General features: G+C 61.8%; 23 protein-coding genes and 1 pseudogene. 7 read left to right on the forward strand and 17 right to left on the reverse strand.

All coding sequences use genetic code 11. The annotated features are described in order from the left end of the window. Positions 1 to 6 precede the first annotated feature (6 nt). From SB753_RS03085 to SB753_RS03105, 5 genes and pseudogenes are all read right to left on the reverse strand, one after another. A complete protein-coding gene (locus SB753_RS03085) occupies positions 7 to 1,158 on the reverse strand; it encodes a porin (RefSeq protein ID WP_410798908.1) in 1,152 nt (383 codons plus the stop codon). Between the two features lie 45 nt (positions 1,159 to 1,203). Then, positions 1,204 to 2,583, reverse strand: coding sequence for an MFS transporter (locus SB753_RS03090; RefSeq protein ID WP_408166492.1), 1,380 nt, complete (start codon positions 2,581 to 2,583; stop codon positions 1,204 to 1,206). 73 nt (positions 2,584 to 2,656) lie between these two features. Next, positions 2,657 to 3,587, reverse strand: a pseudogene (locus SB753_RS03095) (SMP-30/gluconolactonase/LRE family protein). Between the two features lie 22 nt (positions 3,588 to 3,609). Then, positions 3,610 to 4,557, reverse strand: coding sequence for an NAD(P)-dependent oxidoreductase (locus SB753_RS03100; RefSeq protein ID WP_408166496.1), 948 nt, complete (start codon positions 4,555 to 4,557; stop codon positions 3,610 to 3,612). Next, entirely contained in the window at positions 4,557 to 5,255 is a 699-nt protein-coding gene (locus tag SB753_RS03105) for an RraA family protein (RefSeq protein ID WP_027805086.1), read from the reverse strand. Before SB753_RS03105 ends, SB753_RS03100 begins: the two co-directional genes overlap by 1 nt. A gap of 165 nt (positions 5,256 to 5,420) precedes the next feature. Here SB753_RS03105 and SB753_RS03110 point away from each other — a divergent pair, with 165 nt between their 5' ends. After that, positions 5,421 to 6,131, forward strand: coding sequence for an IclR family transcriptional regulator (locus tag SB753_RS03110; RefSeq protein ID WP_410798910.1), 711 nt, complete (start codon positions 5,421 to 5,423; stop codon positions 6,129 to 6,131). Between the two features lie 165 nt (positions 6,132 to 6,296). Here SB753_RS03110 and SB753_RS03115 read toward each other — a convergent pair whose 3' ends face one another. The 4 genes from SB753_RS03115 to SB753_RS03130 form a co-directional block, all read right to left on the reverse strand. Continuing rightward, positions 6,297 to 7,601 carry an MFS transporter gene (locus SB753_RS03115; protein WP_087751142.1) on the reverse strand — a complete coding sequence of 435 codons (1,305 nt, stop codon included), beginning with the start codon at positions 7,599 to 7,601 and terminating at the stop codon, positions 6,297 to 6,299. A gap of 82 nt (positions 7,602 to 7,683) precedes the next feature. Next, a complete protein-coding gene (locus tag SB753_RS03120) occupies positions 7,684 to 8,553 on the reverse strand; it encodes a class II aldolase/adducin family protein (protein ID WP_410798912.1) in 870 nt (289 codons plus the stop codon). 115 nt (positions 8,554 to 8,668) lie between these two features. Beyond that, positions 8,669 to 9,577, reverse strand: coding sequence for a LysR family transcriptional regulator (locus SB753_RS03125; protein ID WP_020070950.1), 909 nt, complete (start codon positions 9,575 to 9,577; stop codon positions 8,669 to 8,671). Positions 9,578 to 9,750: 173 nt separating this feature from the next. Then, positions 9,751 to 10,167, reverse strand: coding sequence for a cupredoxin domain-containing protein (locus SB753_RS03130; protein ID WP_088173844.1), 417 nt, complete (start codon positions 10,165 to 10,167; stop codon positions 9,751 to 9,753). A gap of 217 nt (positions 10,168 to 10,384) precedes the next feature. Here SB753_RS03130 and SB753_RS03135 point away from each other — a divergent pair, with 217 nt between their 5' ends. Continuing rightward, positions 10,385 to 11,446 carry a hypothetical protein gene (locus SB753_RS03135; protein WP_410798914.1) on the forward strand — a complete coding sequence of 354 codons (1,062 nt, stop codon included), beginning with the start codon at positions 10,385 to 10,387 and terminating at the stop codon, positions 11,444 to 11,446. 266 nt (positions 11,447 to 11,712) lie between these two features. On the opposite strand, the gene SB753_RS03140 is transcribed toward SB753_RS03135, so the two are convergent. Then, complete coding sequence (locus SB753_RS03140) at positions 11,713 to 13,401, reverse strand: alkaline phosphatase family protein (RefSeq protein ID WP_204521629.1); 1,689 nt, start codon at positions 13,399 to 13,401, stop codon at positions 11,713 to 11,715. 414 nt (positions 13,402 to 13,815) lie between these two features. Between SB753_RS03140 and SB753_RS03145 the strand changes: the two genes are divergently transcribed. Next, positions 13,816 to 14,418: a phosphatase PAP2 family protein gene (locus tag SB753_RS03145; protein WP_204521630.1), complete on the forward strand. Its 603-nt coding sequence runs from the start codon at positions 13,816 to 13,818 to the stop codon at positions 14,416 to 14,418. Positions 14,419 to 14,532: 114 nt separating this feature from the next. Here SB753_RS03145 and SB753_RS03150 read toward each other — a convergent pair whose 3' ends face one another. From SB753_RS03150 to SB753_RS03175, 6 genes are all read right to left on the reverse strand, one after another. Further along, the gene (locus SB753_RS03150) at positions 14,533 to 15,276 is read right to left on the reverse strand and encodes a YoaK family protein (RefSeq protein ID WP_408475778.1); all 744 of its coding nucleotides are present in this window, start codon (positions 15,274 to 15,276) and stop codon (positions 14,533 to 14,535) included. Positions 15,277 to 15,483: 207 nt separating this feature from the next. Next, positions 15,484 to 15,798, reverse strand: a complete 315-nt coding sequence (locus SB753_RS03155; protein WP_310066678.1) for an EthD family reductase — start codon at positions 15,796 to 15,798, stop codon at positions 15,484 to 15,486. Positions 15,799 to 15,960: 162 nt separating this feature from the next. Beyond that, positions 15,961 to 16,452, reverse strand: a complete 492-nt coding sequence (locus SB753_RS03160) for a (2Fe-2S)-binding protein (protein WP_410798916.1) — start codon at positions 16,450 to 16,452, stop codon at positions 15,961 to 15,963. Beyond that, the gene (locus tag SB753_RS03165) at positions 16,449 to 17,309 is read right to left on the reverse strand and encodes an FAD binding domain-containing protein (RefSeq protein WP_410798918.1); all 861 of its coding nucleotides are present in this window, start codon (positions 17,307 to 17,309) and stop codon (positions 16,449 to 16,451) included. Before SB753_RS03165 ends, SB753_RS03160 begins: the two co-directional genes overlap by 4 nt. Further along, positions 17,306 to 19,693 carry a xanthine dehydrogenase family protein molybdopterin-binding subunit gene (locus tag SB753_RS03170; protein WP_410798920.1) on the reverse strand — a complete coding sequence of 796 codons (2,388 nt, stop codon included), beginning with the start codon at positions 19,691 to 19,693 and terminating at the stop codon, positions 17,306 to 17,308. Before SB753_RS03170 ends, SB753_RS03165 begins: the two co-directional genes overlap by 4 nt. A 50-nt stretch (positions 19,694 to 19,743) precedes the next feature. Further along, the gene (locus SB753_RS03175; protein WP_410798922.1) at positions 19,744 to 21,081 is read right to left on the reverse strand and encodes an MFS transporter; all 1,338 of its coding nucleotides are present in this window, start codon (positions 21,079 to 21,081) and stop codon (positions 19,744 to 19,746) included. Between the two features lie 364 nt (positions 21,082 to 21,445). Here SB753_RS03175 and SB753_RS03180 point away from each other — a divergent pair, with 364 nt between their 5' ends. From SB753_RS03180 to SB753_RS03195, 4 genes are all read left to right on the forward strand, one after another. After that, entirely contained in the window at positions 21,446 to 22,210 is a 765-nt protein-coding gene (locus tag SB753_RS03180; RefSeq protein ID WP_006047399.1) for an enoyl-CoA hydratase/isomerase family protein, read from the forward strand. Positions 22,211 to 22,261: 51 nt separating this feature from the next. Further along, positions 22,262 to 23,173, forward strand: coding sequence for an SMP-30/gluconolactonase/LRE family protein (locus tag SB753_RS03185; RefSeq protein WP_020070961.1), 912 nt, complete (start codon positions 22,262 to 22,264; stop codon positions 23,171 to 23,173). An 88-nt stretch (positions 23,174 to 23,261) separates the two neighbouring features. Further along, positions 23,262 to 24,086, forward strand: a complete 825-nt coding sequence (locus tag SB753_RS03190) for a TetR/AcrR family transcriptional regulator (RefSeq protein WP_410798923.1) — start codon at positions 23,262 to 23,264, stop codon at positions 24,084 to 24,086. A gap of 29 nt (positions 24,087 to 24,115) precedes the next feature. Then, complete coding sequence (locus SB753_RS03195; protein WP_131318555.1) at positions 24,116 to 24,559, forward strand: VOC family protein; 444 nt, start codon at positions 24,116 to 24,118, stop codon at positions 24,557 to 24,559. A gap of 126 nt (positions 24,560 to 24,685) precedes the next feature. Here the strand turns inward: SB753_RS03195 and SB753_RS03200 are convergent, their stop codons facing one another. After that, positions 24,686 to 25,555: a LysR family transcriptional regulator gene (locus SB753_RS03200; RefSeq protein WP_408192560.1), complete on the reverse strand. Its 870-nt coding sequence runs from the start codon at positions 25,553 to 25,555 to the stop codon at positions 24,686 to 24,688. Between the last annotated feature and the right edge of the window lie 134 nt (positions 25,556 to 25,689).

Consider the following 25,689-nt stretch of genomic DNA (forward strand, 5'->3'; position numbering starts at 1 on the left):
TTCTCGTCAGAACTTCTGGCGCATGCCAATCGTGATGCCCGTCTGGTTATATCCGGGCGCGACCGTACCGTAGCCATTGACACCAAGTGCGGACTTGTCCTTGTTGTGAGCGAAGCCCGCGGTTGCGTAAAGGTCAGTGCGCTTCGACAGGAAATAGTCCGCGCAGAGCACCGCGAGCCACGGGTCGGCTCCCGTCGAATGCACGTCCTGGTAGTAGCCGGTGGCCGTGATAATGAACGCGGGCGTCACGTTGTACTGCGCACCCGCCCAGTAGAGGTTTGCAGCGCTGGCTTGCGAGCCGTTTGCAACGACGATCGGGTTCACAGGCAGGAACGCATTAGATGCACGCAGATAGCGGTAGCCCGCGAAGCCCTTCACGGGTCCGATCACATACGAAGCAGCTGCCGTCGCGCGACGCTCGGTGCCCGTGTTGGTCGCGACCGTGTTGCTGTTGCGCTGCTCGTATGACACGCTCGCCGCGAACGGGCCTTGCGCGAAAGTCAGCGCGCCGCTGAAGAAGCGCCCCGTGATTTCCGCGCCCGGCACTTCGGCGCCATAGCCCGTGTCGTAGCGCGTGCTGTACATCGCCTGCGCCGTCAGCGGCCCGAACGCGCCCGTGTACTTCGCCGAGTTGTCGATGCGTCCGGCCATCGCGTAGTCGAGCGACAGCACCGAGTAGCGCGACGATGCGCCCATCGGATCGAACGCAACGGCCTGTTCGTAGAGCAGCGAGTTCTGCCGGCCGAAAGTCAGTTGCTGACCTTTGTACGAAAGACCGACCCACGCCTGCCGGCCGAATAGCCGGGCGGTCGTCGCAGCATTGGCGCCCAGACCTCTGGTCGATTGAGCGGTCGTGCCGTCATTGATGTTAAAACCGCTTTCCAACTGGAAAATGGCCTTCATGCCGCCGCCCAGGTCTTCGGCACCCTTCAATCCCCAGCGCGAGCCGGACAGGTTGCCCGACACTTCGCGCGTCTGTGCGCCGCCAGCGCTCGTATTGTTGATGTGTTCGACGCCAACATCCGCGATCCCGTACAGCGTGACGCTGCTTTGCGCATGCGCAGCGCCGCAGGTAAGACTGACGCCTGCGGCGGCGACTGCGCCGAGCATGAAACGGACGTTCGTGTTGACGTTGTGGCTGGCTTTTTTGAACAGCATGGAGTCTCCAAACAGAGTTTTATGGATTGGTTTTGAATGCGTGGATCAGACCTTGTGAGCCGACGGCGCTTCGCCTGCGTCGGCGCCCGGGTCACCGAGCCAGGCGATGGTCAGCGCACCGAGCAGCAGCACACCAGACACGGCGAGCAGCGGCACGGTGAACCCGCCCGAGAGCTGCTTGAGCGCGCCGATCATCGACGGACCGACGAAGCCGCCAAGGTTGCCCACGGAGACGATGAGCGCGAGGCCGCCGGCCGCGGCCCGCCCCGTGAGAAAGCTGGACGGAATGGCCCAGTAGGTCGCCTGGAAAGCGAGGATGCCGCTCACCGTGAAGCAGAGTGCGATGAGCTTCAGCACGGGCGCGTCGAGGAAGGTGCTCGCGCACAGCGCGGCGGCCGCCACGACCAGCGCGCCGGCCACATACGGAATGCGGTTCTGCGAGCGATTCGCGACGCGCGCCCACCAGAGCATCGCGACTGCGCCGATTGCATACGGAATCGCCGTGAGCCAGCCCACGACCGTGTGCGCGACGCCGAACTGCTTGATGATTTGCGGCATCCACAGGCCGACGCCGAGCGACCCGACGATGCCGCAGAAGTTGATGAACGCGAGCACGAACACGCGCCAGTTGGTCATCGCGTCGCGCAGCGTGCTGCCGTGACGTGCGCCGATGTCGCCCTGTTCGAGCGCGAGGCGCTTCGCAAGCGACGACTTCTCTTCGTCGGTGAGCCACTTCGCTTTTTCGGGGCGGTCGGCCAGCACGAACAGACAGGCGATGCCGAGCAACACGGCCGGTCCGCCTTCGATCAGCAGCAACCACTGCCAGCTACGCAATCCATGCAGGCCGCCGAGTTCGAGCAGCGCGCCCGAAACGGGAGAGCCGATCATGTTCGCGACTGGGATGCCGACCAGAAACGCAGCCGTCACTTTCGCGCGCCACTTGCCCGGAAACCAGTGCGTGAAATAAAGGTAGATGCCGGGCGTGAAGCCCGCTTCGGCGAGACCGAGCAGGAAGCGCGCGGCGGCAAAACTCTTCGGTCCGACGACGAACGCCGTCGCCATCGAAAAGAGACCCCACGTGATCATGATGCGCGCGATCCACACGCGCGCACCGACCTTCTGCATGATCAGGTTGCTCGGAATCTCGAACAGAAAATAGCCGACGAAGAACAGTCCTGCTCCGAAGCCGAACTGCTCGGACGTCAGACCGAGATCCTTGTTCATCGTCAGCGCGGCAAACCCGACATTGGTCCGGTCGAGATAGCTGATGACGTAGCAGATGAAGATGAACGGCAGGATTCGCCTGAACGCCTTGGCGAGCGTGCGCTCGCTGGCCGCGTAGTCCTCGCTCGCGATGCCGGCAATGGGCGGCGCTTCTGTCTGGCGCGTGGCACCGTCGGCGCGCAGGGTGTGCGACATGGTCATGCTTGCTCCTCCATCGCGCTTCTGTCGGCGCAGATGTATTGATGTATCGCGGGCGCTCGCGCCCGCTGCGCGATCAGACGGTTCGCCCGGCCCGCTTCGGAAGCGGGCCGGCAATCGTCATTTCAGCTTTGAGAACCGTTCCCGAAACGGACTCGGTCATGAACAGCGTCTTCATGTCCGCGCCGCCGAAACACAGATTCGTGAGCGAAGCGCCTTCTGGACTGGTCAGAATTTCGACGGGCTCCGCGCGATGGTTCAGCACCCACGCGCGACCAAGCCCCGGATTCGCGACGAAGAGTCGCCCTTGCGTGTCGATGGTCAGTCCGTCCGGACCGCTCGGGCCATACGACGTGAAGAACTGCCCTACCTTGCTGACGGAACCATCTGCCTGAAGCGGCACGCGCCACACGCAGTTGCCGCGCGTCATCCCGACAAAGAGAATCTTTTCGTCGGGTGACAGCACGAGTCCGTTGGGGCTCGGGCAATTGCCGAGCAGCAAGTCGAGCTTGCCGTCCGCCGACAGCCGGTACACGCGGCCCGTCGGATCGTGCAGTCCCGTTTGCCCCTGATCGGTGAAGTACAGGTTGCCGTTCGAGTCGAACGTGAGATCGTTCACGCCCCTGAAGCGCTCGGAATTGCGCCGCTCGAGAAACGGGCGCACTTCGCCGCGCGCGATGTCGAGCAGCATCAGGCCGTTGGCGATAGTCGGTGATGAGCAGATGCGCATCGTCGAAGCGCTTCATTCCGTTCGGCTCGCCGTCGTATTGCACGACGAGTTCCCACTCGCCCGACGGCGAAATCCGGAAAACCCGGCCGTGCGGAATGTCCGTGACGAACAGATAGCCCGCCGGGTCCCACACGGGGCCTTCGAGAAACGAGTCCGTGGCGACGCCGCCGCGATTGGCACGCGCCCAATCAGTCTGGACGTCGCCTTTGCGGAATTTGTCCGGCATACGCGTGAAGACTTCCGCAGTGCGTATTTCGGGCGAGATGAGATAGAACATGATGGGTCTTCTCTTGCGGACTTCAGGCTGTGTTGCGGGCGTGTTCTTCGACGACGGCGAGAACATTGGCGGCGGCGCCCTTACCCATGTTCACGTACGCGGCATCGCTCACGCCGCCGATATGCGGCGACAGGATTGCGTTCGGGATCTGCTGGAACGGATGCGGGTGCGTCATCGGTTCGACGTCGAAGCTGTCGAGACCGGCAAAGCGCAACTGGCCGCTGGCGAGCGCCTCGGCGAGCGCCGCTTCGTCGATCAGTCCGCCGCGCGCGGTGTTGACGAGGATCGCGCCGCGCTTGAACCGCGCGAGCGTGTCGCGGTTGAGCATCTGGCGGTTTTCCGCTGTCAGCGGGCAATGCAGCGAGACGACGTCGGAAGCCGCGTACAACTCGTCGAGCGACACCAGCTTCACGCCTGCGGGCGTTTCTTTCGCGTACGGATCGAACGCGAGCACGTTCATGCCGAACGCCGCGCCGATCGCTGCGACGCGTCGGCCGATCGCGCCCAGTCCGACGAGGCCTAGGGTCCGCCCGTCCAGTTCGACGGACTTGTGCGTGGATTTGTCCCAGTGGCCTTGGCGCATGCGCGCATCCAGCTGCGGCACGGACTTCGCGCACGCGAGAATCAGCGCCCATGCATGCTCCGCGACGGCGGCCGCGTTGGCGCCAACGGCAGCGCGCACCGCGATACCGCGCGCGGCCGCCGCTGCCTGATCGATCACGTCGATGCCGCTGCCATGCTTCGAAATCACTTGCAGGTTTTCGGCGGCATCCATGATGCGGGCGTTCACCTTGCCGTATCGGACGATGATCGCAACAGGCTTGTGCTCGGCGCACAGCGCGACGATGTCGTCTTCGGTGGGCTGCTTGCCCGCGAACACGACGTCGAACTGGGTCAGCATGTCGAGCGCTTGCGGCGCGAGATCGGCGGCCGTCACGAGGACGACGGGTTTATGCGAAGCCGTCTGCATCACAGCGCCTCGCCTTCGGCCAGCATGCCCACGGCACGCAGTTCCTTCTCGATCCAGCCCGGACGCACGTCGCCCTTATGAATCGCCGCGATGCGCGCTGTTTCCATGTCGAGCTTTTTCTGCGCGAGTTCGATGATGCGTGCGACGTCGTTACGCGGAATCACGACGACGCCGTCCGCGTCGCCGACGATGAGGTCGCCCGGGTTGATGGCCGTGTCGCCCGCCGAGATCGGCGCATTGACGAGGCCCGCGACACTTTTGGTTGGGCCGCAGGGATTCAGGCCGGCCGCGAAGACCGGGTAGTCGCCTCTGGCGAGTTCGTGGGCGTCGCGCACGGCGCCGTCGATGACGATGCCCGCGATACCGCTCGCCTTTGCCTGCGTCGCCATGATTTCGCCGATCAACGCGCACGAGAGATCACCCTTTCCGTCGACGACGATCACGTCGCCCGGCTTCGCGATGGACAGCGCGGCGTGAATAGCGAGGTTGTCGCCGGGACGCACTTCGACCGTGACGGCCGGGCCCGCGACTTTCATGGTCGGCGACAGCGGCTTGACCCGGCCATGGAGCGTGCCGCGACGGCCGGCGACGTCAGCGAGGATGGCGGCCTGATATCGCGCCGCTGCCTCGACCAGTTCCGGCGACACGCGCTCGATATTGCGATTAATGGGAGAAGTGCCTGCGGACATAGTGCTCATGGATTCAACCTCAGTTCGTGAGTTTTACTGTGTACAACAGTAGTGTACGGGGTGAAATCACTATAGCCAGAGCAGCCACGCCGATCCACTGGCGTTTACCATTTTACGGTATAAACCGTCGTTTTACTGTGTACAATCAACGGAGATGAATGACGGGAGGCGGGAATGGGAAACGAAGGTGTCGTCGCAGTCGAGAAAGCGCTTTCGCTGTTGGACTGCTTCAAGCCGGGAGCCGAGTCACAGTCACTCGCGATGCTCGCGCAAGCGTCGGGCATGCACAAGACGACGGTCTATCGACTGATGAACTCGCTGGAGCGAATGGGCTATGTCGTGCGCGCTCAATCCGGCAACTATTCGCTCGGACATCGCGTGCTGTACCTGGGCAAGCTGTACGAGCAGTCCTTCCATCTTTCGACGGTCGTGGAACCGGCGCTGCATGCGCTCGCCACGGTGACGAAAGAAAGCGCATCGTACTACGTTCATCACAATGGGCAGCGGCTGTGCCTGTTTCGCGTCGAGCCGTCCGAAGGTCTGCGTGAAACGCGGCTCGCCGGAACGACGCTGCCGCTCGACGACACGGCCATTAGCCAGGTGATACGTTTCTGGGGACTCGGCGAACCGATCTACGACAAGCCGCCAGCACTGCCCGTATTCACCGCGGGTGCGCGCGATGCGCACACAGCAGCGTTCGCTGTACCGATCTTCGGCGCCGGCGACAAGTTCATGGCGGCGCTGACGCTTTCCGGTCCCGCGTCGCGGCTTAGCGCGGCGCACACGTCCGGCGAGCTGGATCGGCCGCAACTGGATGCGGCCGCTGATCTGTCCCGGAAGCTGGGCGCCAGTGTTGCGTTTTGCGAGAACATCTACGGCATTTGATCGCCGCTTTGCCAAAGGCAGGGTTCAGGTGGACGAGCCGTTCGTCGCCTGACTGCTGACGCATTCGCACAACGCCATGCTCGTGCCAGCGCGGCTCCTCCGTTGCTGCGGGCAGCAAGCGCCCGGAAATGGGCGCTTTTCAGGTCGATCGGCTGCCGCAGAACCTTAGCGGTTGACCACGCCCTTTGGCATCGTCAGCACAACGACCGCCGCCACGAGCAACGAGACCGCCACGCAATACAGGCCCATGTCGGTGCTGTGCGTCATGTCCTTGATCCAGCCAACCAGATAGGGACTGACGAAGCCCGCGAGGTTGCCGACCGAATTGATCAGTGCAATACCCGCGGCCGCTGCCACGCCCCCGAGGAATGCGGGCGGAATCGACCAGAACTGGCACAGTGCTCCCAGAATGCCAATCGTGGCGAACGTGAGGGACACGACAGCCGACGTGACGTTGTGCGGTACCAGCGTGCTCGCCACGAGGCCGGCCGCGCCGATCACGGCCGGCAGCGCCACATGCCAGCGACGCTCCTTGCTCCGGTCCGAACTGCGTCCCAGCAGCACCATTGCGATGGCCGCGGCGCCGTAGGGGATCATCGTCAGCAGGCCGACATTGAAAGCGTCGCTTACGCCGGATGCCTTGATGAGCGTGGGAAGCCAGAAGCTGATGCCGTAAAGGCCCATGATGATGCCGAAGTAGCACAGGCACAGCACCCAGACGCGTTTGTTGGTGAATGCACCGCTCGCACTATGCACCTCGATGTGCCCCGCCTCCTTCGTTAGCCCCGTCTCGAGCAGCGACTTTTCTTCATCGGTCAGCCATTTCGCCGCGCTGATCCTGTCGTCGAGATACAGCAGCACAGCAATGCCGCCGAAGATGGAAGGCAACGCTTCGAGCAGGAACAGCCAGCGCCAGCCCGCCATGCCGTGCACGCCGCTGAAGCTGTTCAGAATCCAGCCCGACAGCGGACCGCCAATGACGCCGGCAATTGGAATTCCGGTCATGAACATCGCGGTAATCTTCCCGCGGCGCGACGACGGATACCAATAGGTCAGGTAGAGGATGATGCCTGGAAAGAAGCCGGCTTCGGCGACGCCGAGCAAAAAGCGCAACGCGTAAAAGGCGGTGGGCGTCTTCACGAAAATCATCGCGCCGGAAAGCACACCCCAGCTGAGCATGATGCGGGCGATCCATTTTCGCGCGCCGAAGCGATGCAGCGCGATGTTGCTCGGCACTTCGAAGATGAAATAGCCGATAAAGAAAATTCCCGCGCCTAAGCCGTAGATCGTTTCGCTGAATTTGAGGTCAGTCAGCATCTGCAGCTTGGCAAAGCCTACGTTGACCCGATCGAGGTAAGCGAAGACGTAGCAGAGAAAGAGGAAAGGAATCAGCCGCCATGTCACCTTCGCATAGGTCCGGTCTTCGCTGTGAGCCGGCGAGACGACATCGCCGTAAGTGGACTTCAACATCGTTGTCTCCTTGATCCGCGGCCGGTGCGCTCTGGTCGCGCCGGTGCGGTCTGTTGTGTATGTGACGGCCTATGTTGGCCGTTCAGTCGAACATGTCCGGGCTGGTCTGCGCGAGCTGGTCATAAATCGGCTGGAAATGCAGCCAGCCGATGTATTCGCTGCCGACGTGTTCACGGCTGTAGCGCGAACTGTGCTCCGGCACCATGACGGGCTTGATGCCGGTCGCCTCCACCAGTAACTGCTGCTGACAGCAGCGCTCCAGCGCGATGAACCAGAACGCGGCGGCTTCGATGCTGTGGCGGCTGACTGTCAGCAAGCCGTGATTCTGGTGAATGGCTGCCTTGACGTTCTTGAAATAGTCGGCAACCGACAGCCCGGCCTCCTCCTCCACCGCGACCGCGCCGGCCTCGTCCCTGATCACGACATGGTCCTCATAGAAGGCCGCCGCGTCCTGCGTGATGGGGTCGAGCGGCCGTCCGAGCGCCGCGAACGCAGTGCCGTAGACCGTGTGCGCATGGCACATCGCAACAATGTCGGGATTGGCTTCATGCACCGCTGCGTGCAGCACGAAGCCGGCGCGGTTGAGTGCGTACTTGCCTTCCACAACCTTGCCGGTATGGTCAGCGAGAATCAGGTTGGAAAGTTTCACCTGGGAGAAATGCACGGCCATCGGATTGGTCCAGTACAACTCCGGAAACTCGGGATCGCGCACCGTGAGGTGGCCGGCGAAACCATAGTCGAGCTTATGCAGCGCAAAAGCGCGGCATGCGGCGACGAGGCGTTCCTTGCGGTGCTGGCGTTCCTGCGCGAACGACGAAAAGTCGGGCGGCTCGGGAAACTTCAGCCCTGCCTGCTTCGGGCGATAAATGGAATTGTTCGAGGGATGCGAAATCGTGCGGCGCAGTTCGGCCTGCTGCGCGCTGATATCGATTTTTCCAGTGCCGGTGCTCATGCTGTCTCCTGTCGTAGCGGTGATCGTGCGTCGCTAACGATAGGGAAAGACCGGCCGCCGATCTAGGCGTGGCGGGCAATAGGATTTATTACGCCGCCATATAAATCTCCGGCGCCTATGGCTTCTGCCAGGGCGGCTCGCGGAAGACGTCGACGAAGTAATCGATAAAAGCGCGAATGCGCGGCACCAGTTGGCGCTCGGGCAGATAGACGACATGGATCGCGGTGTCGTCCTTCGCCTGGTACTCCGGGAGGAGCGGCACCAGATCCCCTCGGCGGATCGCGGGCAATGCAAGGTGTTCGGCGAGGCGCATGATGCCCACGCCGGCCACGCAGAGCTGAAAAAGCGTGGTGCCGTCGGTGCTGCGGAAACTGCCCTGTACCGCGACCCGTTCGAGCCTGCCGTTGATCATGAATGGCCACAGGTTGAGATGCTCGCGCGGTGACTCCCATGTCAGGCAGGCGTGCCTCGCCAGGCCGAGCGGAGTCACAGGTGTGCCGTGTGCGGCAAGATAGCCCGGAGACGCCACGACGATGCGCTGGAGATCGCAAAGCTTTCGGCTGCGCAAAGAGGAATCCTGCAGCCGGCCCATGCGGACTGCGACGTCGAAGTTGTCCTCGATCAGGTTGACGTTGGAGTCCGACAGGGAAAAATGCACGCATACCTTTGGGTAGGACGACAGAAAACCTGGCAGCGCGGCCACCAGTTGATCCATGCCGAACGCGTGAGGCGCGCTGACGCGCAGATTGCCGCTCGGCTCGCTGGACCGGACCTGCGCTTCCGCTTCCTCCAGGCTTTCGAGAATGTCGTTGCAGGACAGCAGAAAGCGCTCGCCCTCATGGGTCAGCCGTTGCGTGCGCGTTGAACGATGCAGCAACTGCACGCCGAGCCTTCGCTCCAGAGCGTTGACGCTTTGGCTGACGAACGGTTGGCTCACTCCCAACATATTTGCCGCAGCGGTGAAGCCCCCGGCCTCCACGACCGCCTTGAAGACGCGCATCTCCAGCAATCTTTCATCTTTCATCTGTCGGATCCGTGTGCAGCAGTGGGCTCTCTGCAGTTTACCCGGATTGGCATCGATCCCTTCCGTGCCTGCCTGCTCCGCTCGTTCCGTAACGCTGATGTTCACATCACCGCCTTTGATGCCAGACCGTCTTTGCAGTCATGGCGGATGTCACGCCGCTTGTGGCCCGAACCTCAGCGCGCAACAACGAACGATGTGTGCATGCCCATCTCATAGTGCCCCGGCCGGTTGCAAATCAGCACATAGCGTCCTGGCGCAAGTTTCAATGACAAGCGCTTGGTCGAACCCTGCGCAAGGTCCTCCACCTCGCCCATCTTCCTGAACCGGCTTTCCGTGACCACGCCTTTATGGACCGGCAGATGCGCGTCGTCCAGGTCTGTCCTCAGCACCACGAACTCATGTTCGGTATTGCCGTTCGCTGCGTTGTTCACCTCGAACGTGACGCGCCCAGCCTTCGCCGTGGCGGAATCGAGTTGAATCATGTTGTCCGAGAGTTTGACGTGGATCGTTTGGTCCGCATGACTGCTCAGCGGCACAACGCCGAGCGCAAGCGCCGCCAGAACAAAAACGGTATGGCTTCTGTCGTTCATGATGTTTCTCCGCGAAAGGGCCGCGCTGCCGCGAGACTCGTCGAGCGACGGTGCCGGGTTCTCCGGCGCCGAAGGCTAGCGAACCTCGGTAATAGAACGTGAGCGGGCTTCGAAATATTCCGTCCGATGTCGCGTGCGGTGTGCTGAAAATTGCCTATGCTCTCCCGGTACTGGTACTCGCCGCATTTCGTCATGCCAGGTCCGGCGGAGATTCGTCATGAAAGACCGTATTCTCTCGAACCGTCGCTGCATTGCGAAGCTGCTCGGCGTTCTTTCGATGATCGGACTTGCTGCAATGGCCATCCATGACAGCACGGCCGCTGCGGAGACTCCACTCACGGCCGACCTACCGTTGACCCACGTCGCCGACATCCCGCTGCCAGGTCGCCCCACCCGGCTCGATTACGAAAGCTACGATCCTGATCGACATCTGCTGTTCATCGCGCACCTTGGCGACAGCGAAGTAATCGTTTTCGACACCCAACACTCACGCGTTGTCGCCCGAATTGGCAACATCGCCGCCGTTCATGGCGTCCTGGTAGTACGTGAACAGTCGCGCGTGTACGCGTCCGCGACCGGCACGAACGAAGTTGTTGCCATCGACGAGACCACCCTGAAAATCACTGCACGTATGCCGGGAGGCGTCTATCCGGACGGAATGGCCCATGCACCGGACACCCGGAAACTTTATGTATCGGACGAGACAGGTGGGACTGAAACCGTAATCGATACCCAGTCCAATCGCCGCATCAAGGCGATCTCGTTGGGCGGCGAAGTCGGCAACACGCAGTACGACCCAGTGTCCCGTCATATCTTCGTCAATGTCCAGTCACGAGGACAACTCGTCGAGATCGATCCAACGACGGACGCAATCGTCGCGCGGATCGATCTGCCGGGCGCGCGAGGCAATCACGGCCTCTATATTGTTTCGCAGCCACACCTCGCGTTCGTCGCGTGCGAAGGCAACGACAGACTGCTGACGCTGAACCTGCTCACCAGGCAGGTCATCCAGTCATTCGACGTTGGCGCCGATCCCGACGTGATTGCATTCGATCCCGGTGCGGGCACGCTTTATATCGCCGGCGAGGCAGGCATCGTGTCGATGTTTGCCGTTGGGCCTTCAACGGTGTCGAAAATCGGCGAAGGCCGCATCGGACCCAATGCGCATGTGGTTGCTGTCGATCCATCAACGCATCGTGCCTATTTCCCGCTGAAGAACGTCGACGGACGTCCGGTGCTGCGCGTCATGGCGCCCCGGTCGACACCGCCGTCTCCGTGAAACGATACCGCCCCGATGAGCTATAGATTTGAACGTAAGAAGTCCACGACCTCATTGTCGATCTGGCGATGCACCTCCGCGCGATCAACCCCGGGCGCATCCTGACAGATCAGAGCCGCATTGGCCGCGACCGAGGCCGGAGTGAACGGACCCCCACCGCTGCGAGACCAATCGCCAACGGCGCGCTGGCGATTGCCTGTGGTTGGGGACCGTTACTGTTCCCGGCGGCTGCGGACGCTGCGAGCGGCGTCCGCAGCCAGAACCGTCTAGAACCTTCGCGCGTCGAAACCCGGCAACGGCTGCGTGCCCTCCATTACCACTGCATTGAGCAGCTTCGGATCGAGCCCGAGCAAGCGCAGAATCGTCGGCGCGACCTGCGTTGTCTGCACGCGCTCACTGACCTCCCGGCCTGCACCCGGCGCGCCAGGCATGTAGACGACAAGGCCCAGGTGGCTGTCATCCGGCGCATTGCCTCCGTGCTCCTCGTCCTTCTTCGTGCTCGTCGTGTAGATGACGCCAGGGTTCGGCTGAACGATGATGTCAGGCGTTCGGCCACCCGCTGGATCGCCAAAGCGCGCGGCGAGCGGACGGCCGTACAGAATATATGCCTGCGGGCCGTCCGCGCAAATCCCTGGCGCATTGCAACTCAGGTTGTCCTTAAGCGTCTTGACGGCGGCGGCGAGCTGACTCTGATCGCGCAGCCACACGAGCCCGACGTCGTCGGTCTGTATGAAGCCCGTACCTGTGAGTCCGGTCCCGTCGTTGAGGTTGCCGCTTTTGGTATTCGCCTGTCCAATGTTGCCGTCCGGATCGAAATAGTTGCTCGATTCAAGGAGCTTCGACAGCGTGTCGCCGTTTTTCACGAGCTTCGAGTGATCCGTGGGCGACTGCCCGTGCTTGGATGTGACGATGATCGCGGTGGACTGATAGAGCCCGCGCTGCTTCAATTCGGCCACCATTCGACCGAGGGATGCGTCGATGTACGCGATGGCCGCCGCAACTTGCGGGCCGGGCGTGAAGCTCGCGTCCAGATAGCCACCGCCCTTCGCCACCGGCGCCTTCTGTGCGACGCTCAGCGTTTGGAAGTTCGTGCCGAGTACCGCAGGCACACTGGCCGCTGCATCGCCCTTCGATGTCTTTCCGTCGATCTGATTGATGATTGCCGCGACGTGGAAGTCGTCGAATTTCTCGGTATGGCTATAGACGTCCGTGTAGTCGGTGCCGGTCGCGGGGTCGATCGAATTGATTTCGGTTCGCATGAGATCGTCGACGCCACGCCCAGACGGGCCGTTCAGCCAGTCATAGCCCCATGCATGCTTGTCCGCCCAGGCCGTGCGCGCGCCAGGAAGGTTCTGTTTGACGACTTCGAAGACCGTGTTGGTCTTCACATAATCGTGCGGATAAACGGGCTTGCAGACGCCACCGATCTTTGCGTGAGGGATAGCCTGTGGATTGAATCCGCCACCGCCATCGAGATGCGTCAGTGCGCCGCCATTCTCGGCGTCGATGCCGGTGGTTTCGTCGAATACGACGTTCCAGCCTTGCGGACCGCTGCACGTCGAATCCGAAGGCGCGAATAGCGTTCTGTCGTATGACACGTCGTAGAAAAGCCCTGCGCTCTTAGGCGACCCGCCGGTAACGAGCGCGGCGAGCCCCGGGAAAGAGTCCGACAAACCCGGCGTATGAGCGTCCGTATAAGTGGTGCCGGCCTTTGCAAGAAGCGCAATGTTGGGACATGAATTAGAAGCGATGCATCGCGCTACGTCTTGTTCGTGCAAACCGTCGAAACTGATTAGAAGCACATGTTCGACCTCGTTGTGCCTGCCGTGATCGCCGTCTCGCCCGCGATGATGGTCCTCGGCGGGAGATGCATTCGCTGCGCAAGATACTGCCAGCGTCAGGGCTACAGTGGAGAACACGTTTTGCAACGGCCATTGCGGTCTTCTTCGGTTCATGTCTCGTCCTTATTGATGGGTAACAGAACAACCTGCCGGACCATCAATGTGCAATGTGTTTGCGTCGAGTCCGTGAACGTTGACTTACAACTAGCTGTATTTTGCCCGGTTGCACAAGAATTAATTGCGTGCGAGCGTTAGGTTTGCTTAAGGTTTTCTTAAGGATGTCTCTGATCGACCGTTGGCAACCTGTCGGTATGTGTTCGACGCAGTTGATTTGGTACCGAAAGCCCGAACGACTCGAGATCGCGCTTTTCCCGTAGGAGGCCGAATCATAAACTCGTTTAATGTGATGAAGCACGCGGCCGGACACTGGGGGGTCTCGCCGGACCACGAAACTGTACTGGTGGCGCCCTAAGCTTCCCATAAGATTTGGCGGCTAAGATCGACTAATTTTCACTGCGATCTAGACCGATGAATGCACTGGAAGCGCTGAACCGCGCACTCTTTCTGTCGATCAACGCGACACCGTCGGCGCCCGCCTGGCTTATCGACGTAGCCCGCTTTATCGCCGATGACGTGATCTATCTCGTGCCGCTTTTTCTCACCGCGTTGTGGCTCTCGGGCGGCGAACGTCGACGCGCCGCCGCAGTGCGAGTGTGTTGTGCGGTTCTGCTGGCGCTCGGCATCAATCAGCTGATCGGTCTTGGGTGGATGCATCCGCGGCCATTCATGATCGGCTTGGGCCATACCTTTATCGAGCACGCGCCAGATTCATCGTTTCCGAGCGACCACGTGACCGTGTTGGCAAGCGGGACCCTGACCTTGCTGCTCGCCGGCGAGCGCCGCTACGGTTTGTCGATGTTGCTCGCGGGTCTGGCCGTGGCATGGGCGCGCGTGTTTGTCGGAGTGCATTTTCCGCTGGACATGGCAGGCGCTGTCGCCGTTGCATGCATAGCCTATGCGCTGGTCGCTCCGCTATGGAAGATGTCTGGCGCTGCACTGACTCGCGGTCTCATAGCGGTGTATAGAAAGCTGCTGGCATGGCCTATCGGGCGTGGCTGGCTTTCATCGTGATGGCGTGGCGGCGGATTGGTCGATTGGCGAATTCCGCATGAACTTACCGCCGATCTGCGTCCGCTTCGCGTGCGAATGCAGAAACCCGTCAAGCCATGCGGCCTCGCGTTTCGCCTAACCTCGATAACCACGCACATCGTCGACGATGGGGACAACGGCGAGAGTAACAAGGACGATGGCAAGGGGAACGGTCGACGCAAATCCCAGGTGTCTAAAGCCTACTGCGCCAGTAAGTCCACCTACCAGGAACGACAGTAACAGCGATCCGAGAAGCCTTAGTTTTTGTCGATCTCCGCAGACCAGGTCGCCCCGCATTGCCCCGACGTTCCAATAGAACAGCTTACCGAGCTCGATGCCAATATCTGTCACGAGACCAGTGACGTGTGTCGTCCGGATTTCCGCCTTTGAAACCTTTGTGATCATAGCGTTCTGCAGTCCCATCACGTAGCAGAGAAGGCAGACGGTAGCCGGCACGAAGAGCACGTGGTGCGATTCGAGATTCGAGCCGAGAACACCGAAGATCAGAAGCAGCGACGCTTCGAGCATCAACGGCATCGCATATTGGCTCTGCAAGCGCCTGCGTCGCCCCCAGTTGATCAGGATCGCTGACGTGGCCGCGCCGACCAGAAAGGACAACAAGGAACTCAATCCCGCCACAGCCACATTCATGTCGCCAAGCGCGACGTTATCGGCAAGCGACGAAACAATGCCGGACATGTGTGAGGTGTACTGGCCCACAGCGAGGAATCCGCCAGCATTGGCTGCTCCCGCGACGAACGCGAGCGATCGCCCGAGGCGACGATTCGCGACGTCGCTGCGCTCAGGCGCCGTGAAACCGCGAAGGTAATTGATGGGCATGCGGATCAGTTCGGTATCGGGGGGCGGTTCACAAAGGTTGCACACGAGTGAGCTTGTCGATCGTAACATGAGACGACGCTGCTTCAGCCTGCGTTTCAGATGAACCGTATTAGCCAACGCGCGTGTCGGGCGTCGCCTGGACTGCCCAATGAGCCATTCGAGGAAAGAAGTGAGCGCTGCGTCCGAACTCGCTTCGCAGGTGCCTCGTTATAGCGCCGTCGCACGCACGCGGCGCGGTGCAATATCCGTGAAGCGTGTCACGTCGGCCATCACGGCGGGCGCTTCAGGCGACGTAAAAGCCGCATCGACCGATGCTTCGTCACGAAACCTGCATTCGCAGATCGCAAGCGTCCCGGCCTGCTGCTCGGCGGGGAAAAAGGCCGCGACCCCGACAAGGCCGTAGCGCGACCAGTGATGCATCACAAGGGGCAAATGACGGTCGACGTAATACGCGCGATCGAAGCGCGCACCGGCCTTGCCTTCGTAGGTGACATAGATCGTGACGTTGGCATCTCTCGACATGCTGTTCTCCATTGACTAAGGCGTGAAAGCTGGCATCGATCGGATGCATCGCACCGGTGATGTCGCGGGCGGGCGCCGATGCCAGATTCAGGCGCGTCTCGCGGCTTCACCGTTTATCGCGGCGGACCGATCGGCATGGTGATAAAGACCGCGAGAACGCTGCTAGCCTGGGCCGCCGGCCGGAGCGCACGTCTTGTCGCCGTGCGCCGCGCGATGGATCGCGTTGACGATGCTCTCGTAGCCGGTGCACCGGCACAGATTGCCGCTGATCGCGTGACGTATCTCTTCGTGACTCGGCGACGAGTTATGCCTCAGGAGGTCCGCCGCCGCGATCAGCATGCCGCTCGTGCAGAATCCGCACTGAAACCCGTTCTCCGCAATGAACGCCTCCTGCAGCGCCTCGATTCCGCTGAGGCCTTCGATCGTCCGCACGTCGTTTCCAGATATCGACGCCGCAAGCACAAGACAGGACTTCCTTACCTCGCCGTCGATCAAGACCGTGCACGCGCCGCAATCGCCGGTCAGGCATCCGATGCGCGTGCCTTTCGCATCGAGTGCATCGCGGATGAGTTCGACGAGCAACAGTCGCGAGTCCACTCGTTCAGACCGCGGCTCGCCATTGAGCGTGAGCCGCACCTCGATCGTTCCTTTCATGTCTTCGTTCCCGTGAGCAGGATGCGTAAATGCCGTTTCACGACGCCAGGCACAACGGCGCGCCGATAGTCCGCGTCCGCGAGTTCATCGCTCCAACCTTCGCCGACAAGATCTTGCGCACTCGTTGCCGCATGCTCGATAAACGCATCGGGCGCGAGCAAAACCTGTTCGTCGATCGCGAAGCGGCGATACGCCGGCCGTCGGCCGGCCGCGCCGACTGCAAGCCGCACACTGATCTGCTCGCCCCGATGCAGGGAGCACGCAACGGTCACGATGGGCCACGAACTCGCACTCGCCTTGTACTTCTGATACTCACAGGCTACGAGCGTCGTGTCGCGCGGCACGCGTACGCCAATGAGAAACTCGTCTGCGCGGCGCGCGGTGCAAAAGGCGTCGATAAAAAACTCTCGCGCAGCGACATGACGCACGCCCTGTGACGAGCGCAACTCGAACTCTGCCTCGAGCGCCGCGAGACATCCCGGTGCGTCGGACGAAGGATTCGCGAAGCTTGCTGCCCCACCGAGCGTGCCCTGATTGACGATCGATGCACCACCGGTGACCTGCGCGGCCATCGCCGCAAGCAGCGGCGCCTGGCGTGCCACGAGCGGTGAAGCGAGCAATTGCGCATAGGTCGTCATCGCGCCGATGTGCAGATGCGTATCGTCGAGCGCGATTTCATCCAGACGGAGCGCACCAAGACTGATGACATGTCCGGGACACACGAGATTCGCCGACATCGACGGCACCAGCATCGTGCCGCCGCCGAGCACCGAGGCATCCTCGCGAAAGGCGGCTAGCAAGGCAGCCGCTTCGTCGAGGTCCCTCGGTTGGTGAAAATCGAAGTAATGGCCGATCACGCGCGTCGCTCCTCGAGGGACGCCATCACGCGCGCCGGCGTCGCGGGCACGTGCGTCAGGCGCGCGTCGTCACCGAGTGCATTCGCCACGGCATTGGTCACCGCTGAGAGCGCACCGCCTAGCCCCGATTCGCCCGCGCCCTTCATGCCGAGCGGATGAAACGGATTCAGCGTCACGCGATGTCCGACGCGAATGGACGGAAGATCGTTAGCGCGAGGTAGTAAATAACTTTTGAAGCGATCGGTAATCATGCGTTGATGTTCATCGAACTTAATCAGTTCCCACAGCGCGGCACCGATGCCCATCACGACCGCCCCTCTAAGTTGCGCTTCGACGAGCGCCGGATTGACCATTGCGCCGCAGTCGTGCACCACGGCATAGTCGAGCAGCCGGCTGTTGCCAGTCGCCATGTCGAGTTCGAGCGCCGCGGCATGCACGGAATATGAGAATGTCGGGTATGTCGCGATGCGGCCTTGCGCATCCGGCTCCACGCGCACATTCTGCGGCGCGAAGCTGCGCGTCACTTCTAGCGGCAGCGTCACGCCGGCGGCCACGGTGAATGGCCGCAGATGCGCCCCGAGCGCGAGTTCGGCCACTGCGATCCTCGTGCCGTTCGACTCGCGCCACGCATGACCGTCGCGCAGTGAAATGTCTTCGGGCGCACCGCCGAGCAGGTTGGCGGCGCACTGACAGAGCCGTCCGCGCAACTCCTGCGCGGCGAGATACGCGGCGGTCCCGCCGTACATCAGCGCACGGCTGCTCGCGTTGCCGGTACCGAGCGGCGTCACGTCCGTGTCCCCTTCGATCACGCTGACCTGGTCCGCGCGCAGGCCGAGTTCACCGGCGACCATCTGCGCAATGCCGGTATCGCTGCCGCTGCCCGGAGACGTCACGCCCGTCAGCACCTGCACGTCGCCCGACGGCATCATGCGAACGGTGGATGTCTCGTATCCATTTGGGAAGTTACCGGGCCGCGCGCCGCCTTCCGGCGTCAGTTCGAACGCAATGCCAATACCGATGCGACGCTCGCTGGTTCGCGCCGCGCTTGCGCGCTCCTGCCATTGCTCGTAATCGAACATCGTCAGCAACTGCTCAAGGCCGCCCGGATAGTCGCCGCTATCCACGTTCAGCCCGGACGGCAGCAAACGCGGCAAGGCGTCCCGTGCGACCAGATTGCGACGCCGCAATTCGACTGCATCCATGCCAGTTTGCCGGGCCAGCCGATCGATTGCATGTTCCAGCACGAGGTTGCCGATCTCTTTGCCGTAACCGCGTATGGCTTGCCAGGGCGGTCGATTGGTGATCGCGAGAGAGCACTCGACGTCGCAGTGCTCAATCGTGTAGACGGTCGGAAACACGGCCGGCGTGACGAGCGCCATCGCCCAGCTATGACCGGCGCCAATAATGCCGACATCCACCATGATGCGGTCACGCCAGCCGATGAGCCTGCCTTGCTCATCCGCCGCGATCTCATAGCTGTGATGCTGCGAACGCGCACCGGCAAGCAGTGTTTCGCGCCGTTCCTCGACCCAGGCGACCGGGCGTTTCGTGATCTGGCTGAACAGCGCGACCAGCACTTCTTCGGGATGCCCAGCCATCTTCAGCCCGAACGTACCGCCGATGCGCGGCGCGATCACGCGGACCTGCGACTCCTTCACGCGCAAGGCCGCTGCAATCAGCCAGCGGCTCGTATGAGGGTTCTGGAACGTGCCGGTCAACGTGTAGCGCTCGCCGCGCGCGTCCCACTGGGCGACATAGCACAGCGTTTCCATTGGTGCACTGGTCGACGGGCCAACCGTCAGTTCCCCTCGTGCGATGTGCGCCGCGCGCTCGAATGCAGCATCGGCGTCCCCCGAACGAATGCGGTCGCGCACCAACAGGTTCGTATCCCAGCCAGGCTGAACCACCGGCGCACCTTCGCGCAGGGCGTCGCGCGCGTCCGCGGTTGCCGGTTGCACTTCGTATTCGACGCGAATCTTCGCGAGCGCGGCTTGCGCGTCGTGCACCGACGTCGCCACGAGCGCCGCCACCGGTTGGCCGAAATACGTTGCGTGCTCAAGTGCAAGGCAACGACTTTGTAAAGGCCCGCGTGCGCCTTGTGCGGGGAGGTCCATGGCCGGCGGCATTGCATCGCTCATGCGCGCTGCGTCTTCTCCCGTGAGGCCCGCGACGACACCCGGCATGGCGAGCGCACCGGAGAGGTCGATCGAGACGATCGTCGCACACGCGTGAGCGCTGCGCAGGATGGCAAGATGGAGCGCGCCTGCGGGAATGAGATCGGCACTGTAATCGACGCGCCCCGAAACGAAGCGCGCTGCGTCCAGACGCGCCACGTTCTCCCCGAGCAGGCTGCCCGGCGACGCGTCCTTGAAAGTCTGTTCCATGTTTGTCGCGCGACGGCCCGATTGCCCGGACCTCGCCGTTCGTTGGTTGCTCATCGGCTCGCCTGGCGTCCCACGCGCACGCAGAGCATCGCGCATGCGCCGAGCGCCAGCAGTGTCGTCATCAGAAAAAGTCCGCTGTTGAGTGTGCCGCTCAGCGTCTTGAGCCAGCCCATCGCGAACGGACTGGCGAAACCGCCGAGCAGACCGAGGCTGTTGACGAATGCGATCGCCGGAGCAGCGGCGGGCGACCCGGCGAAATAGTCGGACGCGAGCGACCACAACAGCGGAATCGTGACGAACACCGTGGTCGATGCGATCGTCAGGAGCACAATGGTCGCAGTCAGATCATGCGCCAGAAGCGGTAGCAGTGAAAGTGCGGTCGCGCCCGCCAGGGCCGCCAGTGCGCCGTGCCAGCGACGTTCGAGAAGCCTGTCCGAGTTGCGGCAGATCAGCACCATGCCGATGGTGGCGATGCCGTACGGAATGGCCGAGAGCCAGCCAATGCGCTCCACGCTCGTCGCGCCTGCGCTCTTCAGTACCGTCGGCACCCAGAAGCTCAGCGCATAAGTGCCGCAAATAAAGGTGAAATAGGCGAAGCTGATCACGTACACCTTCGGGTCGGCGATGACCTGCCGCAGCTGCCCGGCGTGTTCCGCGCCGGCTTCGCGGCCGTCGTCGCGCAATGCGTGGCGCAAGGTGTCGCGCTCCGGTTCGGTGAGCCATTTTGCTCGCTCGATGTCGTCCGAAAGGGTGAACCAGGTCACGATGCCGAGCAGCACCGCCGGCGCCGCTTCTACGATATAGAGCCACTGCCAGCCCGCCAGACCCGCAACGCCCGCGAGCCGCGACATCGCCCAACCCGACACCGGGCCGCCGATCATCCCCGCGATCGGAAATCCGGTCATGAAGAGACCGAGAATCTGCCCGCGACGGTTGCGCGGGAACCATTGACTCAGGAAGTAGACGACGCCGGGAAAAAAGCCCGCCTCGAACACGCCGAGCAGAAAGCGCAGTACGTAGAACGCGGTCGGGCTCGATACGGTCGCCATTGCGCAGCCGGTGAGACCCCATAGGACCATGATGCGCGTGATGGTCTTACGTGCGCCGATGCGTTGCAGAAGCAGATTGCTCGGCACTTCGAACAGAAAGTAGCCGATGAAAAATATTCCCGCGCCTAGTCCGTACACGGCATCGCTGAAGCCGAGCGCGTCCTGCATCTGCAGCTTCGCAAAGCCGACGTTGATGCGGTCCAGATACGCGATCACATAGCAGACGATCAGAAGCGGCACGAGTCGCATCGCGACTTTGAGGTAAAGCGCGTGCTGCATGTCTTCCGGGGCCGTTACCTGAGCGGGGGCGTGTACATCGAGAGCGATTTTGCGCGACATGATGACCCTCTCAATGAAGTGGAACGGAACGGCACGTGAATGACGGAAAGCGTTTCATGAGGCTGTCTCCTTGAGCCTGTCGGCGCGCTGATGATCCGGCGGCGTCTGCTCTTCTTGGGGGGGCGCGCCCGAAGGCGGCGGAACGTTCGCGCCGAAAACTGATCGATCGAACAGTCAGCACAGTAGCCGACGCGCCAACTTCCGGTCAACCCGAAACACGGCTGATCTCGCCGGGGACTTTCCCTTGTTGACTGATCGATCAGTCAGGACTAGTATCGGCAGCTGAACACATCGCCTCGCGAACAGCGACCCGTTTGCGACAGGCGTCAGAGGGACTTTTCAACCTTCATCAGAGGAAAGAGCCGTGAGCACCTTCAACGAGTACTCAGACAAATTCGAGACCATCCGCATGACACGTACCGATGGCGTACTGGAAATGCACTTCCACACGCACGGCGAGCCACTGGTATGGAATCTGACAGCCCATCGCGAGTTCGAGCAGGCTTTTCTCGATGTAGGACGAGATCGCGACAACGAGGTCGTGATCATGACCGGCACGGGCGATGCCTTCAGCGGACCGGCCATTGCGCCCGGCATGCATCAGAACCGCAATTCGATGACGCCCACGGTCTACGATCCGATCTACTGGGAAGCGAAGCATCTGCTCATCAACCTGCTCAACATCGAGGCGCCGGTGATCAGCGTCATCAACGGCCCGGCCGTGCGGCATGCAGAGATCCCGCTGCTCGGAGACATCGTGCTCGCATCCGACACCGCGACGATCCAGGACACCGCACACTTCCAGGGAGGCATGGTGCCGGGCGACGGCATGCATCTGATCATGCCGCTGCTGATGGGTCGCGCGCGCGGCCATTACTTTCTTCTGACAGGTCAGAGCATTCCCGCAAGCGCGGCGCTTGAAATGGGATTAGTGAACGAAGTGCTGCCGTCGGCCGAGCTTTTGCCGCGCGCCCGCGAACTCGCCAGACTGATGCTCAAGCAGCCGCGTCTCGTGCGACGCTATACACGCACCTGCCTGAACCAGGAACTGAAAGCACGACTGCACGACGTGCTCGGATACGGACTCGCGCTGGAAGGCATCGCCCGCATGAGAGAAGTGGCCGCCTGAGCGGGACCCGATTCTTCCTATCTGCATCACTTCACAAATCAAGGAGGCAGCATGACTGTCAGCAGTATTACCAGACCGATCGATATGGTAGGTTCGGTCATCGATGTGGTCGATTCCACGCCCGATGTGCTCGGCGAGTCGATCATCTGGGATGAGAAAACGCAACTTCTCTGGTGGGTGGACGGGATCGGTCAATCGATCCATCGCCTCGACATTTCAAGCGGCGCCAAGAAGAGCTGGCCGATGCAGGAAGAGATCGGCAGCATCGGCCTGCGCGCCAAAGGCGGCCTGATCGTAGGCATGCGCTCGGGCTTCTACTTCTTCTCGCCCGAAACCGGTGAGCTGACCGAAGTTGCGCGTCCCGATGCCGAGCGTCCGAAGAACCGTTTCAATGACGGCAAATGCGACAGGCACGGCCGCTACTGGTCGGGCACCGTGGAAGCGGCCGCCTACACCCCACGCGGACGTTTGTTCCGGCTGGATCCCGATCTGAAGCCGAAACTCATCATGGAAGGCATCACGTGCATCAACGGGCTCAGCTTTAGCCCGGATAACCGCCTTATGTACATGACCGACTCGTTCAGTTGCCAAATTGACGTGTTCGACTACGACTCCGTCGACGGCGCCATCTATAACCGCCGCAAGTTCGCCGAAGTTCCGCTCGGACGTGGCATCTGCGACGGCTCGACCGTCGATGCCGACGGGTGCTTCTGGAGCGCGAACATGGACGGCTGGTGCGTCACGCGCTACGACCCGCGCGGACGAATCGACATGGTCATCAATCTCCCGGTGCGACGCGTGAGCAGCCTGTGCTTCGGCGGTCCCGATCTCGACACCCTCTTTATCACTACGGCGCGCCGGCGCATGAGCGAGAAGGAACTCGCGCAGCAACCGCTCGCGGGCAATGTGCTCGCGGTACGTCCCGGCGTGAAAGGCCTGCCCGAACCGGAATTTCTTGGGTAACGGCGCGCGCTGCCCGGTATATCGCATCGTATGAGGATCGCGATATACTGACTGATCGATCGAATAGTACGGTGAGGGAGTCGACTGGATGAAGACAGAACGCGAAAAGAAAGCGTCGGCACGCATGGGCAACAGTGCTCAGGAACCAGAGCACGCGCCGGGCACCCGCCTCTCCGCGATCCTGAATGCGGCCGAACGGGTGTTCGGTGAGCATGGCTACGCCGGCGCGAGCATGCGGAACATCGCAGAGGAAGCGGGCGTCGCGCAGGCGCTCGTGCATTATCACTATGCGACCAAGGACAAGCTCTACGAGGCCGTGTTCGAGCGACGGTCGTCGGCGATCAATCAGCACCGTGGCAAGCTGCTCGACGCCCTGTTCGCGAGCGAACGCACCGCGACCGTCGAAGACGTGCTGACGATCGCCTTCACCCCGCTATCGGAAATTTTTCATGGCGAGGATGCGGTGAATCTCGCGCTTTACGTGCAACTCGTCGCGTCCGTCAGTCTCGGCAGCGACGAGCGTTCACGGCGCATTCGCGAAACCTACTATGACCCGATCGCCGAGCGATTCATCGACGCCCTGCATACGGTCTTGCCTGGCATTGCACGCGAGCAGGCGGTGTGGGCGTATCTGTTTTCGGTGGGAGCGCGGCAGCAGGCCCATGCACTCAATGGCCGGGCGATGCGCCTGGGCGCACGGGACCGCGCGAGGAAGTCGACGGCGCACTATTCCGACCTCGTGCGCTTCGCGGCGGCGGGCATACGTGAGTTGGTGCGCAACGAATCGGGCACGAACGCACGATCGAAGGAGCCCGAAGGCCGCGTCGCCAAGCCTTCGAGTGGTCGAACGAAGAAATCGCAAGCCGGCACCGTCGCGAACACACCGACTCGCAGCGTGCGCAGTCGCGAGTGACGCGACGCGCCACCTGTGGAGAAATATGAATGACTGACCTGAGCAAATCGGAGTTGCCGACGCAGCAACTAATTGAATTCGATAACGTCGCTGTCTCGGTGACTGACATCAATCGATCCGCAGACTGGTACGGGCGCCTCTTCGGGTTTCGTCGAGGATACTCGACCTACATCGAACCACTCGAGGCCGATTTCCAGATCCTCGAAAGAGACGACATGCGGATCGAACTTCTTTCGCGTGCAACGACCGTTCGCAATCCCGACGCGAATATTGTGCCGGGGCCGCACATCGACCGGACCGGGGCGAAGGCGATCGTTTTTCGCACATCGAGCCTCGAAGCCGTCACATCTCACCTCGAGAATGAAGGCGCGGTCTTCGAATGGAAGCTCAAGCCTCTCTCTGCAGACGGCTTGCGGTCGACGATGGTTCGAGACCCCGACGGTACGATCATCAACATCCTGCAGTACCCGTAGTTATTCACCTACGAGCTCATTGGCCCAAATGCGGGCGTACTCGCGCGTCGACGCGTTCAGCCGACTCGGCAACAAATAATCGGCGGGCTTGAGCCACCTATCAGTGCAGCATCGTGATCGGTTTACTCACTGGGCTGCAGTCATCGAATCCGACAGCATCGTCTCGGCGATATCCAGCATCGCGCGCAAGCGATCCATGTGTCGCAGGTCCTGATGATAGCCAACCCACAAATCCCGCATGGGAGGTTGATCGGGCGTGTCGATGCGATGCAATCCGGAGATTGCATCGCCAAGTGGCCTTGGCAGCACCGCGATACCTACCCCTCTCAGGCACATCTGTGCCTGGACCGTTCGATTTGTGCTTGTGAAGGCTCGTCGTGAAAGCGGGAACCTTTCCAGCACCCAACTGACGTCGGGAAAGTGCGACTGCGCGGTATTCATGAGAATGAGCCCTACGGATGCCGGATCGTCCTGCAACGCCTGTGCGGTTGCCGCCGACGCATAGAGACCGTATGGAATCCGCATTAGACGGCGCTGAACAATATCCGGCTCGCTGAACGGCACGATGCGAAAGGCTACGTCCGCCTCACGACGTGAGAGATCGAGTAGTCGATAGCTTGCAATCACTTCCGGCACGACAGCAGGATGACGGCGCGTCAACTCGGCCAGGACGGGAGCCAGTACATAGCCGGCAAACCAGTCCGCCGATGAGATCCGCAGGATGCCTTCGAGGCGTTGGTTGTTGCCGCTCAGACGCCTTTCCATGGACAGCGCGGCATCCTCCATGGATTCTGCCAGCGCGAGCACGGTGTCCCCGGCGTCCGTGAGCACGAGTCCGTCCTTTGTCCGACGAAAAAGCGGCTGCTTTGCTTCGTCCTCGAGCACCTTGATTCGCCGACCCACTGTCGGATGGCTCACATCCAGCATCCGGGCGGACTCGCCGAAGGACCCGCTGCGAGCTACTGCCAGGAAGATGCGAACGTCGTTCCATTCCATGCCCGATCTCCGTACAAAATTGCACGGCAAATATACATGGACGTCAGTATTCGAACAATGTTGTTCGGAGCACTATACGGCTCGATAAACGGATGTCCCCGCGAACCGACTGCGCGCCAATCCCAAGCCAGTCT

Origin of the sequence: Paraburkholderia sp. SIMBA_053, assembly GCF_046534895.1 — a bacterium.
Classification (GTDB): domain Bacteria; phylum Pseudomonadota; class Gammaproteobacteria; order Burkholderiales; family Burkholderiaceae; genus Paraburkholderia; species Paraburkholderia caledonica.

Coding starts and splice junctions, on each gene's coding strand:
- SB753_RS03195 (WP_131318555.1), top strand. CDS start 24,116: ATGACTGACCTGAGCAAATCGGAGTTGCCGACGCAGCAACTAATTGAA.
- SB753_RS03150 (WP_408475778.1), bottom strand. CDS start 15,276: ATGCCCATCAATTACCTTCGCGGTTTCACGGCGCCTGAGCGCAGCGAC.
- SB753_RS03120 (WP_410798912.1), bottom strand. CDS start 8,553: ATGAGCACCGGCACTGGAAAAATCGATATCAGCGCGCAGCAGGCCGAA.
- SB753_RS03115 (WP_087751142.1), bottom strand. CDS start 7,601: ATGTTGAAGTCCACTTACGGCGATGTCGTCTCGCCGGCTCACAGCGAA.
- SB753_RS03160 (WP_410798916.1), bottom strand. CDS start 16,452: ATGAAAGGAACGATCGAGGTGCGGCTCACGCTCAATGGCGAGCCGCGG.
- SB753_RS03175 (WP_410798922.1), bottom strand. CDS start 21,081: ATGTCGCGCAAAATCGCTCTCGATGTACACGCCCCCGCTCAGGTAACG.
- SB753_RS03110 (WP_410798910.1), top strand. CDS start 5,421: ATGGGAAACGAAGGTGTCGTCGCAGTCGAGAAAGCGCTTTCGCTGTTG.
- SB753_RS03125 (WP_020070950.1), bottom strand. CDS start 9,577: ATGAAAGATGAAAGATTGCTGGAGATGCGCGTCTTCAAGGCGGTCGTG.
- SB753_RS03130 (WP_088173844.1), bottom strand. CDS start 10,167: ATGAACGACAGAAGCCATACCGTTTTTGTTCTGGCGGCGCTTGCGCTC.
- SB753_RS03170 (WP_410798920.1), bottom strand. CDS start 19,693: ATGGAACAGACTTTCAAGGACGCGTCGCCGGGCAGCCTGCTCGGGGAG.
- SB753_RS03140 (WP_204521629.1), bottom strand. CDS start 13,401: ATGAACCGAAGAAGACCGCAATGGCCGTTGCAAAACGTGTTCTCCACT.
- SB753_RS03155 (WP_310066678.1), bottom strand. CDS start 15,798: ATGTCGAGAGATGCCAACGTCACGATCTATGTCACCTACGAAGGCAAG.
- SB753_RS03105 (WP_027805086.1), bottom strand. CDS start 5,255: ATGAGCACTATGTCCGCAGGCACTTCTCCCATTAATCGCAATATCGAG.
- SB753_RS03085 (WP_410798908.1), bottom strand. CDS start 1,158: ATGCTGTTCAAAAAAGCCAGCCACAACGTCAACACGAACGTCCGTTTC.
- SB753_RS03100 (WP_408166496.1), bottom strand. CDS start 4,557: ATGCAGACGGCTTCGCATAAACCCGTCGTCCTCGTGACGGCCGCCGAT.
- SB753_RS03200 (WP_408192560.1), bottom strand. CDS start 25,555: ATGGAATGGAACGACGTTCGCATCTTCCTGGCAGTAGCTCGCAGCGGG.
- SB753_RS03090 (WP_408166492.1), bottom strand. CDS start 2,583: ATGACCATGTCGCACACCCTGCGCGCCGACGGTGCCACGCGCCAGACA.
- SB753_RS03145 (WP_204521630.1), top strand. CDS start 13,816: ATGAATGCACTGGAAGCGCTGAACCGCGCACTCTTTCTGTCGATCAAC.
- SB753_RS03135 (WP_410798914.1), top strand. CDS start 10,385: ATGAAAGACCGTATTCTCTCGAACCGTCGCTGCATTGCGAAGCTGCTC.
- SB753_RS03190 (WP_410798923.1), top strand. CDS start 23,262: ATGAAGACAGAACGCGAAAAGAAAGCGTCGGCACGCATGGGCAACAGT.
- SB753_RS03185 (WP_020070961.1), top strand. CDS start 22,262: ATGACTGTCAGCAGTATTACCAGACCGATCGATATGGTAGGTTCGGTC.